Genomic DNA, 15,099 nt, shown 5'->3' with positions numbered 1-15,099 from the left:
TTGCAGCTTCCTTCATGTTTCCCATGACCAGGCCTCATACCCGCGCTCCGGCGGATGAGGTAGAATCCGCGCCTCTTTATTACCGCCAGCTGATTCTCAGGGGACTGCCATGTTCAGCCGTGATTTGACCCTCGCCCGTTTCGACGCCGATCTCTTCGCTGCCATGCAGCAGGAAGCCAAGCGTCAGGAAGACCACATCGAGCTGATCGCCTCGGAGAACTACACCAGCCCGGCGGTGATGGAAGCCCAGGGTTCGGTCCTGACCAACAAGTACGCCGAAGGCTACCCGGGCAAGCGCTACTACGGCGGTTGCGAGTATGTCGACGTGGTCGAGCAGCTGGCCATCGATCGCGCCAAGGAGCTGTTCGGTGCCGACTACGCCAACGTCCAGCCGCATGCCGGTTCCCAGGCCAACGCGGCGGTCTACCTGGCGCTGCTGAATGCCGGTGACACCATCCTCGGCATGAGCCTGGCCCACGGTGGGCACCTGACCCACGGCGCCAGCGTCTCGTCCTCGGGCAAGCTGTACAACGCCGTGCAGTACGGCATCAACGACCAGGGCCTGATCGACTATGACGAAGTCGAGCGCCTGGCCGTCGAGCACAAGCCGAAGATGGTCGTCGCCGGTTTCTCTGCCTACTCGCAGAAACTGGATTTCGCCCGTTTCCGCGCCATCGCCGACAAGGTCGGTGCCTACCTGTTCGTCGACATGGCCCACGTAGCTGGTCTGGTTGCCGCGGGCGTCTACCCGAACCCGGTGCCGTTCGCCGACGTGGTGACCACTACTACTCACAAGACCCTGCGCGGCCCACGCGGTGGTCTGATTCTGGCGCGTGCCAACGCCGAGATCGAGAAGAAGCTGAACTCCGCGGTATTCCCCGGTACCCAGGGCGGCCCGCTGGAGCACGTGATCGCGGCCAAGGCGGTGTGCTTCAAGGAAGCGCTGCAGCCCGAGTTCAAGACCTATCAGCAGCAGGTGGTGAAGAATGCCCAGGCCATGGCCGACGTGTTCATCCAGCGCGGCTTCGACGTGGTCTCCGGTGGCACCCAGAACCACCTGTTCCTGCTTAGCCTGATCAAGCAGGACATCACCGGCAAGGACGCCGATGCCGCCCTGGGTAATGCCCACATCACTGTGAACAAGAACAGCGTGCCGAACGACCCGCGTTCGCCGTTCGTGACTTCCGGTCTGCGCATCGGTACGCCGGCGGTCACCACTCGTGGCTTCGGCGAAACCGAGTGCCGCGACCTGGCCGGCTGGATCTGCGACATCCTCGACAACATGGGCGACGAGTCGGTAATCGAAGCAGTTCGTGCCAAGGTCGAGGCGGTCTGCGCCAAGTTCCCGGTCTACGGTCAGTAAGACGCTTCATGCAGTGGCGAAAGCCCGGCCCTGTGCCGGGCTTTTTCGATCAGTGCGGAATCGCCCGCGTCACGGCGCGTCAAGGCCAAGTGCCATCTGGTACCGTGCGCTGCCGGGACGCGCAACTAAACTAAAAGCAGGCGGCGTTACGCGGTGGCTTCTGTAGGATAGGCGCATCCACTACATCGGGACGCGCCATGAGCCACGCCTCTGTCAGAATGATTCCGCCCCCGCCCCTGGTCTACCTGGCCTTCATGGGGATTGCATGGGGGGCGTCGCAATGGGTGCCTCTCGACCTGCCTGAGCACGCACTGGTGGTTTATGCCGGCTGGGTATCGATAGCGGTCGGCATCGTGCTGATGCTCTGGTCGGCGCTGGAAATGCATCGCTATCGCACCACCATCAACCCCTACGGCAAGCCGAGCAGTCTCTTGCAGAGCGGGCCGTTTCGTTTCTCGCGCAACCCGATTTATCTCGCCGACACCTTCATCTATTGCGGTGTTGGGCTGTTGCTCAACAGTGTCTGGCCGTGGCTGCTATTGCCCTTGTTGATCGTCTGCATGCAACGCACCGTGATCGTTCATGAGGAGCACCTGCTGATGCGGCTATTTGGTGACGACTATCAAGTCTACCGCCGGCGTGTACGGCGGTGGCTCTGAGCAGCTGGGTGATGATGTCGCCTATAGTCACCCATGGAGTTTTCGGGAGTGGACATGATGAGTCAGACACGTGGCGAACGTCGGCGCTTCCAGCGCTTCGCCTTCGATGCCGAAACCGAGCTGGTGCAGGGGCAGCGCCGCTGGCCGGTCGAGTTGCATGATCTTTCGCTGAAGGGCTTGCTGGTACATCGGCCGGCTGGCTGGGATGCAGATCCCTCCCTGCCGTTCGAGGTGCGGATACGGCTCGCCGATGACGCCGAGGTGCGCATGGAGGTGGAGACCACCCATGACGAAGGTGAGCTGATCGGCCTGGTCTGTCGACACATCGATGTCGAGTCCATCAGCCACCTACGGCGGCTGGTCGAACTCAACCTGGGCGACGAAGCGCTGCTCGAACGTGAGCTGGCAGCGCTTGGCGAGCCGCGATAGCGCCGGGATTACTCGAACAGCGCATCCAGCGCCTGTTCAAGCCGCGTCACGGCAATCACTTGTAGCCCGGCCGGCGCCTCCTTCGGTGCGTTGCCCTTGGGCACGATGGCGCGCTTGAAACCATGCTTGGCGGCTTCCTTCAGTCGCTCCTGGCCGCTCGGCACCGGACGGATCTCCCCGGACAGCCCGACCTCGCCAAACACCAACAAGTCGGTATCCAGCGGGCGGTTGCGCAGGCTGGATATCACCGCGGCCATCAGCGCCAGGTCTGAGGCCGTCTCCAGCACCTTCACACCGCCGACCACGTTGATGAACACGTCCTGGTCGTAGGTCGGAATGCCGCCGTGGCGGTGCAGGACAGCCAGCAGCATGGCCAGGCGGTTCTGGTCCAGGCCAAGGGTGACGCGGCGCGGATTGGCCATGTGGCTGGTGTCGACCAGCGCCTGTACCTCGACCAGCATCGGCCGCGTGCCTTCCCAGGTGGCCATGACCACGCTGCCGGGCACCGCTTCCTGAGCGCGGGTCAGAAAGATCGCCGAAGGGTTGGTAACTTCCTTGAGGCCTTTGTCGGTCATGCCGAACACGCCCAGTTCGTTGATCGCGCCGAAACGGTTCTTCACCGCACGCAGCAGGCGCAGGCGGCCATCCGATTCGCCTTCGAAATAAAGCACGGTATCGACCATGTGCTCGAGCACCCGCGGACCGGCTAAAGCGCCTTCCTTGGTGACATGGCCGACCAGGAAAATCGCCGTGCCGCTCTGCTTGGCGAAGCGCACCAGCAGCGCGGCGCTTTCACGCACCTGGGCGACGCCGCCGGGGGCGGACTGCAACTGCTCGGTGAAGATGGTCTGGATCGAGTCGATCACCATCACCTTGGGCTTTTCCATCCGCGCGGTGGCGATGATCGATTCGATGCAGGTCTCGGTCATCACCTTGAGCCGGTCCTGCGGCAGATCGAGGCGTCGTGCGCGCATGGCGACCTGCTGCTGGGATTCTTCGCCCGTGACATAGAGCGCAGGGAGCTGTCGGGCAATGGCGCACAAGGTCTGCAGCAGGATGGTCGACTTGCCGATCCCGGGGTCGCCGCCGATCAGCACCACCGAGCCGTCGACCAGGCCGCCGCCGAGTACCCGGTCCAGCTCGCCGGACGCGGTGGAGAAGCGCGGTACTTCCTCGATGCTGACTTCGGCCAGGGTCTTGATGTTGGCCTTGTCCCCGGCCCAGCCGGCTCGCCCGGACGGGGGCGCGGCGCCGTCGATGATGGTTTCGACCAACGTGTTCCAGGCGCCGCAGTCACCGCACTGGCCGGCCCATTTGGGGAAGGTCGAGCCGCATTCGGTGCAGCCATACATGCGCTTGGCCTTGGCCATGGAGACTCCGCGTCGGGTGAGTGGAGTCGCATGATAGCGGCTGACTTGATCGCCATCAGCCACAAGCGCCACATAACCCTCCAGACTGTAAACAAACCGAACAGGAGTCATCCCATGCGCCACTTGTTGTTTCTGCACCTGCTGGGTGCCAGCGTCTGGGTAGGCGGCCACCTGGTTTTGCTGTTCAGCGTGTTGCCCGGGGCTCTGCGCCGGCGTGATGTGCAGCCGGTGCGGGCCTTTGAACAGCTCTATGAGCGGGTCGGGATCCCGGCCTTGCTGTTACAGATTGCCACCGGCATAGGGCTGGCCGGGCTGTGGTTGCCGCACGCGCAATGGTTCGGCGACTCGCCGATCGCTCATCTGGTCCAGGCCAAGCTGGTGCTGCTGGTTTTCACCGCAGCGCTGGGTGTGCATGCAAGGCTGGCGATAATCCCGAAGCTCGATGCGCAGCGCTTGCCGCAGCTGGGTGTGCATATCGTGCTGATCACACTGACAGCGGTGGCCTTCGTCTGGGTTGGATCGGGCTTCAGGTTCGGCGGGTTGTTCTAACAGCCACAGCGCGGTCTTTCAGTTCTCGCAGAAGAGAGAAACCGGCTGGATGCTAGCGGCTGGACGCGTTTGAAAGGTTAGCCAAGGGTGAGGCGAGATCCGCGACCCGTCACACTAGGCGAACCGAGGCTGACGGGTGGGGAGGGCCGAGCAGGATTAGCCGCAGCAGCCACCGCAGCAGCTGCCGCTGGCACGCTTGAGGTCACGCGCAATGTCGTCCTTGAGTGATACACGTTCCAACTTGAGCGCGCTAAGGGCTTCGTCATCGAGCAGTTCAACACCGTCCTCGACACGGCAGATCTGCTTGTCCAGTGCCTCGTAGGTTTCAGCCTTGCGGGCGAACTTGGGGTCCTGCTGACGCAGCTGATGAAGCTGCTCGAGCTTTTCGGGGAAATCCTTGACCAATGGGTGATGTTCGACGTGCATGGTGCCGCTCCGATTGGATGAGAAGAGCCGTACCTTAGCGTTGCGCCACGCGATTCTTTTTGACGGCGATCAAGCAGTCCGTACTGTCGTGTGCCGCTCATCGCCGAAGCTCTCTGGCTCGCGATTTGAACCCAACCTATGCTGCAGCTTGTCGAAGCGCTACGGCGGACGATCCGACCGCAAAAAAACTATCCGACTGAAGGAAAGCACCATGGGCATGATCAACGAATTCAAGGCATTTGCCGTCAGAGGCAACGTCATCGACATGGCGGTTGGCATCATCATCGGCGCGGCTTTTACCAAAATCGTCTCGTCCTTCGTCGCCGACGTGGTGACCCCACCGTTGGGCATGTTGATCAGTGGTGTGGATTTTTCCGACCTGGCGATAGTGCTCAAGCAGGCCGCAGGTGATACGCCAGCGGTCACGCTGAGCTATGGACGCTTCATCCAGACGGTATTCGACTTCACCATCGTGGCATTCGCAATCTTCCTGGCGGTCAAGGGCATCAATCATCTCAAACGCAAGGAAGCAGAAGCACCCTCAGCGCCGCCCGCTCCAAGCAAGGAAGAGGTCCTGCTGACCGAGATACGTGATGCGTTGCGTGCGCAGAACCGCACCTGAGCATTGACGCTGGCAAGCGGCCGTTCACTCGGGCTTCGGCTTACTGCCGAGGGTGTGCTGGCAGGGTTGGATTGGCGCCTGTGCCGGAGTGAAACGGTCCGCACGACCGAGGTGCGCATACGGAGCGTGTGCTAGCGGGCGGATCAGGTAACAAGCACTGCTGAACCTTGCGGCCAGCCGGAGGCATCGCCAGAATGGCGGCATCAATCGTGGCCACGTGGCCACTCCAGCAAGGATTACCAATGCCCGAAACTGTCGCTGCCGGCCTGCGCCTGGCGCCCGAAGCGCTGACCCGTCCCTTCGAACCCAGCCAGTTCGATTTCAAGACCACCGATGAGCTGGAGCCTTTTCTCGGCGTGCTCGGCCAGGAGCGGGCTGTCGAGGCGCTGCAGTTCGGCGTGGCGATGCCGCGCCCTGGCTATAACGTTTATGTAATGGGTGAGTCGGGGACCGGGCGGTTCTCGTTCGTCAGCCGCTATCTCAAGGCCGAAGGCAAGCGCCTGGATACGCCCGCGGACTGGCTCTACGTAAACAACTTTGACGAGCCGCGCGAGCCGCGCGTGGTAGAGCTGCCGCAGGGCGGAGCGGGCGAGTTCATTGCCGACATTGGTCAGCTGATCGACAACCTGATGGCGACCTTTCCGGCGGTATTCGAGCATCCGAGCTTTCAGCAGAAGAAGAGCGCCATCGACCGCGCCTTCAACCAGCGCTATGACAAGGCCCTGGATGTCATCGAAAAGCTGGCGCTGGAGAAGGAAATCGCGCTCTACCGGGACAGCACCAACATTGCCTTCACGCCGATGAAGGACGGCAAGTCGATGGACGAGGCGGAATTCGCCCAACTGCCTGAAGCGGATCGCGAGCGCTACCACGAAGATATTTCCGCCCTCGAAGTTCACCTTAATGAAGGGCTGGCCAGCCTGCCGCAATGGAAGCGCGAATCCAGCAATCAGCTGCGTCAGCTCAACGACGAAACCATCAGCCAGGCGCTGCAGCCGCTATTGGCGCCGCTGTCGGAAAAATACGCCGAAAATGCCGGTATCGAGGCCTACCTGCAGGCCGTGCAGGTCAATCTGTTGAAGACGGTGGTCGAGCAGCTGGTGGACGAAAACCGTCCCGACGCTCAGAGCCGTCAGCTGCTCGAAGAGCAGTACAGCCCCAGCCTGGTGGTCGGCCATCCGCTGGATGGCGGCGCGCCGGTGGTATTCGAGCCGCATCCGACCTACGACAACCTGTTCGGTCGCATCGAATACAGCACCGATCAGGGCGCGCTCTACACCAGTTATCGCCAGCTGCGTCCGGGGGCACTGCATCGCGCCAATGGCGGTTTTCTGATGCTCGAAGCGGAAAAAATGCTCAGCGAACCCTTTGTCTGGGAAGCGCTCAAGCGTGCGCTGCAGTCGCGCAAGCTGAAGATGGAATCGCCACTGGCCGAGCTCGGCCGCCTGGCAACAGTGACCTTGAATCCTGCTGTAATCCCCCTCAACGTGAAAGTCGTGATCATCGGTTCACGGCAGCTCTACTACACGCTGCAGGACCTCGATCCGGATTTCCAGGAGATGTTCCGCGTATTGGTGGATTTTGACGAAGACATCCCGCTGGCCGAGGACAGTCTCGAGCAGTTCGCCCAGTTGATGAAAACTCGCACCTCGGAGGAGGGCATGGCGTCGCTTACCGCGGCGGCGGTAGCACGCCTGGCGACCTACAGCGCTCGCTTGGCCGAGCATCAGGGACGGCTGTCGGCGCGAATAGGAGATCTGTTCCAGTTGGTCAGTGAAGCGGACTTCATTCGCCAACTGGCCAAGGATGAAGTCACCGATGTCGGCCACATCGAGCGTGCGCTCAAGGCCAAGGCCACGCGCACCGGACGTGTCTCGGCACGCATCCTCGAAGATATTCTTGCCGGCGTGATCCTGATCGACAGCGAAGGCGCTGCGATCGGCAAGTGCAACGGTCTGACTGTCCTCGAAGTGGGCGATTCGGCGTTTGGCATGCCGGCGCGTATTTCCGCGACCGTCTATCCCGGCGGCTCGGGCATCGTCGACATCGAGCGCGAGGTCAACCTCGGGCAGCCGATCCACTCCAAGGGCGTGATGATCCTGACCGGCTTTCTCGGCAGCCGCTATGCGCAGGAATTCCCGCTGGAAATCTCCGCCAGTATCGCCCTGGAGCAGTCCTACGGTTACGTCGACGGCGACAGTGCGTCGCTGGGCGAATGCTGCGCATTGATCTCTGCGATTTCCCGTACGCCTCTCAAGCAGTGCTTCGCGATCACCGGATCGATCAATCAGTTTGGCGAGGTGCAGGCGGTCGGCGGCGTCAATGAGAAGATCGAGGGCTTCTTCCGGCTTTGCGAAGCGCGCGGCTTGACCGGCGATCAGGGGGCGATCATTCCGTTCGCCAACGTCACTACCTTGATGCTCGATGACCGCGTGCTCAAGGCGGTGCGGCAGGAGCGCTTTCACATCTATGCCGTGCGCCACGTCGACGAGGCGCTCTCGCTTCTGGTGGGTGAGCCGGTAGGCGCTGCGGACAAGGATGGACAGTTCCCCAAAGGCAGCGTCAACGCCCGCGTCGTCGAGCGCTTGCGCGATATCGCCGAGATCGAACTGGAGGATGATCACAAGAGTGATGCGGCCTCACCCCAGGAGGTATTGGCAGCGGCGCAGGGAGGCGTCACTCCGTAGCGCGGACAAGCAAGACTGGGCAGGGATTGGACGGAACGATGCGGCGTACGGCGGGTCTGCACTGGAAGAGAGTTCCCACTCTCTTCCAGTGGTTATCCACAGATTTGCGGATAAACGAGTTGACCCACCCATTCGCCAGATGGCGGGCGCAACTGAGCGCGAGGATCGCCGATATGCAGCAAACACTCTGTCTGAACCGCCAGTGCCTGGGCCTGGTCACCCGTATCGAATGCCTCATCCGGCCGCTTTCCGGCGGTAACGGCTTGTGGACGCTGTTGTGCGCGGCTGGCCTGGCCGATGGCCAACCTACCGCAATCAAGGCTCAGGGCCCATTCCACGGGCCTCGCGAGGCGGAAAAAGTCCTCAAGGCGATCGCCGACAACCTGTTCGGCCAGGGTTACGCTCAATCCGACTCGCCGTCGATCTGGCAGCTCCATATGCAGGCTGAGCTGCGAAAAGTGAACGCGAATCAGGCTCGCTATTTGAGCGGCTGGGGCGCGAATTCCTGAGGGCCGTATAGCCGTCGCTTGCAGGGCACTGACCCTCCGAAGTCAGACATGGCTGTCGCGAGTATTATCCACAGCCGAAACGACACCGCGAAAGTGCCTTGTTGAAGACCTCGCTGCGCTGCGTATACTCGCTGGCCGGTTTTCTGCCCCCTGGTGAGAACAGATGGAACGCTTGATCGAAAACACCATGTACGCCGCCCGATGGCTGTTGGCGCCTATCTACTTTGGTTTGGCCTTCGCACTCCTGGCGCTTGCCATCAAATTCTTTCAGGAGATCTGGCACATCCTGCCCGCCGTGCTTTCGCTTAGCGAGGCCGACCTTATTCTCAAATTGCTCTCGCTGATCGACATGGCGCTGGTGGGCGGTCTGCTGGTGATGGTGATGCTGTCCGGCTACGAAAACTTCGTCTCGCAACTGAACGTCGACGAGGGCAAGGAGAAGCTGGACTGGTTGGGCAAGATGGACTCCGGCTCGCTCAAGATGAAAGTCGCCGCATCCATCGTCGCGATCTCTTCGATTCACCTGCTGCGCATGTTCATGGATGCCCAGCAGCTCGAGAGCGAGCAGCTGATGTGGTATGTGATCATCCACCTCACGTTTGTTTTCTCCGCCTTCGCCATGGGTTATCTGGATAAACTCACCAAACACTGAAGCACACGCCGCTCAACGGGGCAATGCGCTCTGGTTTTCGTACCCGCCTTCAAGCGCAAGCGTCGTTAGCGCGCCAACGCGGCCACGACAAAGCTCGGCGGCGAGCTGTGCTAGGCTGTCGGCCCTTTTTTCCAGCGGAGCCCAGGCATGACCGACCTCAACCTATCCACCGACGAAACGCGCGTGAGCTACGGCATCGGTCGCCAGCTGGGCGATCAGTTGCGCGAAAACCCGCCTCCGGGCATCAGCCTGGACGCGGTGATCGCCGGCATTCGCGATGCCTTTGGCGGAGCCGCCAGTCAGGTCAGCCCGGAACATCTGAACGCCAGCTTTGCGGTGATCCGCGAGCGTATGCAGGCCGAAGCACAGCGAAAGGCAGAAGCCGCTGCGGGTGAAGGCAAGGCGTTCCTGGCCGAGAACGCCAAGCGCGACGGCGTCACTACACTGGCATCAGGCCTGCAATACGAAGTCCTGACCGCGGGTGAAGGTGCCAAGCCGACTGCTGATGACCAGGTTCGCACCCACTACCACGGCACGCTGATCGATGGGACTGTATTCGACAGCTCCTACCAGCGCGGCCAGCCGGCCGAGTTTCCGGTGGGTGGCGTGATCGCTGGTTGGACCGAAGCGCTGCAGCTGATGGGCGTGGGTAGCAAATGGAGGCTGTACGTGCCGAGCGAGCTGGCTTACGGCGCGCAGGGTGTTGGCAGTATTCCTGCGCACAGCGTGCTGATGTTCGACGTCGAGCTGCTGGCTGTTCTGTAAAGCGCTGCGGCTATGGTCGCAACGCCCTGGCATGGGAGAACAGGAACAGGTTTCGCACCTGCTCCTTGAGCACGCAGGGTTCGCTGGTGCTCAGCTCCTGCAGATCCAGATCGCCCTGGTCGCGAAGCTCGTCCAGGGCGTCTCCCTCCAAGGTAACGCACACCGCACCGGTGCTACGGTCGAGTATCCGCAGGTAAGGTTGCGGGCGGTCCAGTCATGCATCGATCAGATACGTCATGTGCACCTCCAGTTGATTTCTCAATGAGAATAATTGGTGTTTGCGAACATGCAAGCGCAAAAATCCTCGGCGTCGATCAGTGGTGGCCGAGCCGGTGTCAGTGGGAGACTGAGGCAGGGAGGGTTAGGGCTCAAGAGCGCGCAGTCGCACCCTTGGGTGAGGCTGGCTCAGTGAGTGCGAGCAACAGCGAAACGGCTGAGTTGCACCAGGGCGTCGCGATAACCGTTGGCAGGGATCAGCTCGAGGCAGGCTATGGCGCGATCGGCGTAGTCGCGCGCCAGGCGGGCCGTGTAATCCAGTGCGCCGGCCGCTTCTACCGCACGGCGGATGCTCTCGAGATCCTCGATACCGCCTTTCTGAATGGCCTGACGCACCAATGCGGCCTGTTCTGCTGTGCCTTCGCGCATCGTGTAGATCAGCGGCAGCGTCGGCTTGCCTTCGGCGAGATCATCACCGACATTCTTGCCCAGGGTTTCGGCATCGCCCTGGTAATCGAGCAGATCATCGACCAGCTGAAAGGCGATGCCCAGGTAGTCGCCGAAAACGCGCAGCGCCTCGCGCTGTTCATCACTGGCGCCCGCCAGGGTTGCGGCGCTATGGGTGGAGGCCTCGAAGAGCATCGCGGTCTTGCCGCGGATGACTTCCATGTAGACCTCTTCTGTAGTGCTGGCGTCCCGCACCTTGGACAGTTGCAGCACTTCGCCTTCGGCGATGACGCGAGTGGCCTGCGAGATGATTCGCATGACATCCATCGAGCCAAGCTCGACCATCATTTCGAAAGAGCGCGCGTAGAGGAAGTCACCGACCAGCACGCTGGGCGCATTGCCCCACAAGGCATTGGCGGTCGAGCGGCCGCGGCGCATGCCGGACATGTCAACGACGTCATCGTGAAGCAGTGTCGAGGTATGCAGGAATTCGATGATCGCTGCCAGCAGGCGCAGCTGTTCACCCTTGAGTCCCAGCGCGTTGCCGCTGAGCAGGACGAGCAGAGGGCGCAGGCGTTTGCCGCCGGCCGAGGTAATGTAATCCCCGATCTTTTCCACCAGCGGTACGCGGGACGTCAACTGGTTGCGGATAATGCCGTCCACAGCGGCGAAATCTTCAGCCACTACTTGGTAAAAGGCCTGGGGTTGCATCGGCGACGAGTACTCCTCGGAGATTGCGCGGCATGCTATGGGGCGGGTCATGCAGTGTCAAGGCAAGGCCCGGCGGCTATTGCGCAGGGTCAGGGGGATGCGTACAATCGCGGACCCTGAACTTTCCCCCTGGGCATTTCCCTGCCTTACGCAATTGCACGGGCGTCCTTTCCGGCCCCGAGCAGCCATGCCAGCCTCCAACTATTTCACTTAAGCGCTGGGTGAGCAGGATCAACGGAGATACACAGATGTACGCAGTTATCGTTACCGGCGGCAAGCAATACAAGGTCGCCGAAGGCGAATACCTCAAGATTGAGAAACTCGAAGTTGCCACTGGCGAAGCCGTCACTTTTGACCGCGTTCTGCTGATCGGCAACGGCGAAGATGTAAAGATCGGCGCGCCGGTGGTCGATGGTGCCAAGGTCACTGCTGAAGTGGTTGCTCAGGGCCGTCATGACAAGGTCACCATCATCAAATTCCGCCGTCGTAAGCACCACATGAAGCGTCAGGGCCACCGTCAGTGGTTCACTGAGGTCAAAATCACCGGCATTCAGGGCTAATCGGGCCTGAACCCCTTATAGGAGTATTGAACTCATGGCACATAAAAAAGCTGGCGGTTCTACCCGCAACGGTCGCGACTCAGAAGCCAAACGCCTTGGCGTGAAGATGTACGGCGGCCAGGCCATCAAGGCCGGCAACATCATCGTGCGTCAGCGCGGCACCCAGTTCCACGCCGGTTACGGCGTTGGCATGGGCAAGGATCACACCCTGTTCGCGAAAGTGGAAGGCGTGATCAAGTTCGAAGTGAAAGGTCAGTTTGGCCGTCGCTACGTGAGCGTCGTCGCAGCCTGATCGCGGCGTTGCTGGAAAAGCCCTGTCATGCGACGGGGCTTTTTTGTTTTTATATCCTCTGTAGGGCTCTTGCCAAACACTGCTGTGCTCTCACTGTCGCCGGGTTTTGCAAGACCCTTATGTTCCTGTTTTCTAGCCCGTCCTTGCGGCGGGAGGCGTTCCCATGAAATTCGTCGATGAAGTATCGATTTTTGTAAAGGCCGGCGACGGCGGTAACGGCATGATGAGCTTCCGTCGCGAGAAGTTCATCGAAAAAGGCGGCCCCAACGGGGGCGATGGCGGCGATGGCGGCTCCGTGTATCTGCAGGCGGACGAGAATCTCAACACGCTCGTCGACTACCGATACACCCGCCGCTTCAATGCGCCCAATGGGCAGAAGGGCGGCAGTACCGAATGTACCGGGGCCAAGGGTGACGACCTGATCCTGCCGGTGCCGGTCGGTACCACTGTGATCGATGCCGCCACTCAGGATGTGATAGGTGACCTGACCAAGGCGGGTCAGCGCCTGCTGGTGGCCCAGGGTGGCTGGCATGGACTGGGCAACACCCGCTTCAAATCCAGTACCAACCGTGCGCCGCGGCAGACCACGCCAGGCAAGCCGGGCGACGCACGCGACCTGAAGCTTGAGCTGAAGGTGCTGGCGGATGTCGGGCTGCTGGGGTTGCCGAACGCGGGCAAGAGCACGTTCATCCGCTCGGTGTCGGCTGCCAAGCCGAAGGTTGCCGATTACCCGTTTACCACGCTGGTGCCGAACCTTGGGGTGGTGAGTGTCGGTCACTACAAGAGCTTCGTGGTTGCTGATATTCCGGGTCTGATCGAGGGTGCTTCGGAGGGGGCGGGGCTTGGTATCCGCTTCCTCAAGCACCTTGCGCGGACGCGGCTGTTGTTGCACCTGGTGGACATGGCGCCGCTGGATGAAAGCGATCCGGCCGATGCGGCAGAGGTGATCGTCAATGAGCTGGAGAAATTCAGTCCGGCACTGGCGCAACGAGATCGCTGGCTGGTGCTGAACAAGGCTGATCAGCTGCTCGAAGAAGATCATGACGAGCGGGTTCAGCGGGTAGTCGAGCGGCTTGAGTGGGACGGCCCCGTATTCGTCATCTCTGCGCTCGAGCGCGAGGGTACCGAGGCGTTGAGTCAGGCCATCATGCGCTATCTGGATGAGCGCACGGTGCGTATCGCCGAGGAGCCAGCATACGCGCAAGCGCTTGCCGAGCTGGATCGGCAGATTGAAGACGAGGCGCGTGCTCGCTTGCAGGAGCTTGACGATCAGCGTGCTCTGCGTCGTGCTGGCGTCAAGGTGGCCGCTGAGGCTGATGAAGATGACTTCGATGATGATGACGACGATGAAGGCGGCGCAGAAATTTTCTACGTCCGCTAAATCGTTTGCATAGTTGCGCATCTGAAGCATAAGGGATCGTCGAGCTACGTTGTGCGGCTCACGAGTGGTTTGGCCGGATATCGAATAAAAGGCAGGATCGATGCGGGACAAGGTGAGCGGCGCGCGGCGCTGGGTGGTGAAAATCGGCAGCGCCTTGCTGACTGCCGATGGGCGCGGGTTGGATCAGGCGGCCATGGCGGTCTGGGTCGATCAGATGGTGGCGCTGCGCGAGGCGGGTGTCGAGCTGGTGCTGGTGTCGTCTGGCGCTGTCGCGGCGGGTATGGGTCGTCTCGGTTGGGCCGCCAGGCCAAAGGCCGTCCATGAGCTGCAGGCTGCAGCGGCGGTCGGGCAGATGGGGTTGATACAAGCCTGGGAAACCAGCTTTGCGCGCTGCGACCAGCAGACCGCGCAAATCCTTTTAACCCACGATGATCTCTCCGATCGCAAGCGTTATCTCAATGCACGCAGCACGCTTCGCACGTTGATCGATCTGGGTGTGGTGCCGGTTATCAATGAAAACGACACCGTGGTCACCGACGAGATCCGCTTTGGTGACAACGATACCCTCGCTGCCCTGGTGGCGAACCTGGTTGAGGCGGATCTGCTGGTCATCCTTACCGACCGCGACGGCATGTTCGATGCCGATCCGCGCACTAATCCTGGCGCCAATTTGATCAGTGAGGCGCGTGCCGATGATCCCGCGCTGGATGCGGCGGCGGGTGGCACCGGTGGCGCGCTCGGGCGGGGCGGCATGCAGACCAAGTTGCGCGCGGCGCGTCTGGCGGCGCGCTCTGGTGCCTATACGGTCATTATTGGTGGCCGAATCGAGCGCGTGCTGGCGCGGCTGAAGGCGGGTGAGATGCTCGGCACGCTGTTGGCGCCTGAATGCAATCGGCATGCGGCGCGAAAGCAGTGGTTGGCTGGGCATCTTCAGACGCGTGGTACGGTCGTTCTCGATGACGGTGCGGTACGCGCCTTGAAGCAGGGTAATCGCAGTCTGTTACCTGTCGGAGTTAAAGCGGTGCACGGTGGTTTCCGGCGTGGCGAAATGGTGGTCTGTGTCGGCCTGGATGGTCGCCAGGTCGCGCGCGGTCTGGCCAACTACAGTGTGGCCGAAACGCAACGAATCCTGGGTCGCCCGTCGGACGAAATCGAGAAGCTGCTCGGTTATGTTGATGAGCCAGAGCTAATTCATCGCGACAACCTGATTCTGGTTTGATCGGTAAAAAAAGCCGACGAAAGCGCTGGAGGCTTGAGGCTGAGCGAAAAAGCAGGCGTGCTGAATTGCAAGCTGCAAGCTGCAAGCTTCAAGCTTCAAGTAAAAGTAAAAGTAAAAGTGGAAAGCGCTTGATATGGGGCGGTCCGCGCCGAATCCTGTCCAGCCTCCAGCCTCCAGCCTCCAGCCTCCAGCCTCCAGCCTCCAGCCTCCAGCCTCCAGCCTCCAGCCTCCAGCCTCCAGCC

General features: G+C 61.4%; 17 protein-coding genes. 13 read left to right on the top strand and 4 right to left on the bottom strand.

The genetic code is table 11. The features are described 5' to 3' along the window. Positions 1-109 precede the first annotated feature (109 nt). The 3 genes from glyA to NA637_RS21315 all read left to right on the top strand — a co-directional run bounded on the left by glyA (position 110) and on the right by NA637_RS21315 (position 2,451). Positions 110-1,363: a serine hydroxymethyltransferase gene (glyA, locus tag NA637_RS21325; RefSeq protein WP_256074559.1), complete on the top strand. Its 1,254-nt coding sequence runs from the start codon at positions 110-112 to the stop codon at positions 1,361-1,363. 197 nt (positions 1,364-1,560) lie between these two features. Further along, positions 1,561-2,022 carry a methyltransferase family protein gene (locus NA637_RS21320; protein ID WP_256074558.1) on the top strand — a complete coding sequence of 154 codons (462 nt, stop codon included), beginning with the start codon at positions 1,561-1,563 and terminating at the stop codon, positions 2,020-2,022. 57 nt (positions 2,023-2,079) lie between these two features. Next, complete coding sequence (locus NA637_RS21315; RefSeq protein ID WP_256074557.1) at positions 2,080-2,451, top strand: PilZ domain-containing protein; 372 nt, start codon at positions 2,080-2,082, stop codon at positions 2,449-2,451. Positions 2,452-2,459: 8 nt separating this feature from the next. Here NA637_RS21315 and radA read toward each other — a convergent pair whose 3' ends face one another. Beyond that, positions 2,460-3,821, bottom strand: coding sequence for a DNA repair protein RadA (radA, locus tag NA637_RS21310; protein WP_256074556.1), 1,362 nt, complete (start codon positions 3,819-3,821; stop codon positions 2,460-2,462). Positions 3,822-3,935: 114 nt separating this feature from the next. On the opposite strand from radA, the gene NA637_RS21305 reads away from it, so the two are divergent. Then, positions 3,936-4,370 carry a CopD family protein gene (locus tag NA637_RS21305; protein WP_256074553.1) on the top strand — a complete coding sequence of 145 codons (435 nt, stop codon included), beginning with the start codon at positions 3,936-3,938 and terminating at the stop codon, positions 4,368-4,370. A 156-nt stretch (positions 4,371-4,526) separates the two neighbouring features. Here NA637_RS21305 and NA637_RS21300 read toward each other — a convergent pair whose 3' ends face one another. Beyond that, positions 4,527-4,796 carry a YdcH family protein gene (locus tag NA637_RS21300; RefSeq protein ID WP_045430358.1) on the bottom strand — a complete coding sequence of 90 codons (270 nt, stop codon included), beginning with the start codon at positions 4,794-4,796 and terminating at the stop codon, positions 4,527-4,529. 211 nt (positions 4,797-5,007) lie between these two features. Between NA637_RS21300 and mscL the strand changes: the two genes are divergently transcribed. The 5 genes from mscL to NA637_RS21275 all read left to right on the top strand — a co-directional run bounded on the left by mscL (position 5,008) and on the right by NA637_RS21275 (position 10,031). Continuing rightward, positions 5,008-5,418, top strand: a complete 411-nt coding sequence (gene mscL, locus NA637_RS21295; RefSeq protein ID WP_272889243.1) for a large-conductance mechanosensitive channel protein MscL — start codon at positions 5,008-5,010, stop codon at positions 5,416-5,418. A 242-nt stretch (positions 5,419-5,660) separates the two neighbouring features. Beyond that, positions 5,661-8,105 (top strand): Lon protease family protein, encoded by a 2,445-nt coding sequence (locus NA637_RS21290; protein WP_256074552.1) that lies wholly within the window; start codon positions 5,661-5,663, stop codon positions 8,103-8,105. Between the two features lie 173 nt (positions 8,106-8,278). Further along, complete coding sequence (locus NA637_RS21285; protein ID WP_256074551.1) at positions 8,279-8,614, top strand: hypothetical protein; 336 nt, start codon at positions 8,279-8,281, stop codon at positions 8,612-8,614. A gap of 163 nt (positions 8,615-8,777) precedes the next feature. Next, positions 8,778-9,266 carry a TIGR00645 family protein gene (locus NA637_RS21280; protein WP_256074550.1) on the top strand — a complete coding sequence of 163 codons (489 nt, stop codon included), beginning with the start codon at positions 8,778-8,780 and terminating at the stop codon, positions 9,264-9,266. A gap of 147 nt (positions 9,267-9,413) precedes the next feature. Continuing rightward, entirely contained in the window at positions 9,414-10,031 is a 618-nt protein-coding gene (locus NA637_RS21275; RefSeq protein ID WP_256074549.1) for an FKBP-type peptidyl-prolyl cis-trans isomerase, read from the top strand. A 10-nt stretch (positions 10,032-10,041) separates the two neighbouring features. Here NA637_RS21275 and NA637_RS21270 read toward each other — a convergent pair whose 3' ends face one another. Continuing rightward, on the bottom strand, positions 10,042-10,245 hold the full coding sequence (locus tag NA637_RS21270; protein WP_256074561.1) for a hypothetical protein: 204 nt from the start codon (positions 10,243-10,245) through the stop codon (positions 10,042-10,044). Positions 10,246-10,436: 191 nt separating this feature from the next. Next, positions 10,437-11,405 carry a polyprenyl synthetase family protein gene (locus NA637_RS21265; protein WP_256074560.1) on the bottom strand — a complete coding sequence of 323 codons (969 nt, stop codon included), beginning with the start codon at positions 11,403-11,405 and terminating at the stop codon, positions 10,437-10,439. A gap of 248 nt (positions 11,406-11,653) precedes the next feature. Between NA637_RS21265 and rplU the strand changes: the two genes are divergently transcribed. The 4 genes from rplU to proB all read left to right on the top strand — a co-directional run bounded on the left by rplU (position 11,654) and on the right by proB (position 14,857). Beyond that, entirely contained in the window at positions 11,654-11,965 is a 312-nt protein-coding gene (gene rplU / locus NA637_RS21260) for a 50S ribosomal protein L21 (RefSeq protein WP_256074548.1), read from the top strand. Positions 11,966-11,999: 34 nt separating this feature from the next. After that, a complete protein-coding gene (rpmA, locus tag NA637_RS21255) occupies positions 12,000-12,257 on the top strand; it encodes a 50S ribosomal protein L27 (RefSeq protein ID WP_256074547.1) in 258 nt (85 codons plus the stop codon). Between the two features lie 163 nt (positions 12,258-12,420). Continuing rightward, the gene (gene cgtA / locus NA637_RS21250; RefSeq protein WP_256074546.1) at positions 12,421-13,638 is read left to right on the top strand and encodes an Obg family GTPase CgtA; all 1,218 of its coding nucleotides are present in this window, start codon (positions 12,421-12,423) and stop codon (positions 13,636-13,638) included. A gap of 100 nt (positions 13,639-13,738) precedes the next feature. Continuing rightward, a complete protein-coding gene (proB, locus tag NA637_RS21245; protein WP_256074544.1) occupies positions 13,739-14,857 on the top strand; it encodes a glutamate 5-kinase in 1,119 nt (372 codons plus the stop codon). The last annotated feature ends 242 nt before the right edge of the window (positions 14,858-15,099 follow it).

The sequence above is a fragment of the Stutzerimonas stutzeri genome, from assembly GCF_024448935.1.
In the GTDB taxonomy this organism is placed as follows: domain Bacteria; phylum Pseudomonadota; class Gammaproteobacteria; order Pseudomonadales; family Pseudomonadaceae; genus Stutzerimonas; species Stutzerimonas stutzeri_AO.
Note: the sequence above shows the minus strand (reverse complement) of the source record. Positions and strands in the feature narration are given on the sequence as shown.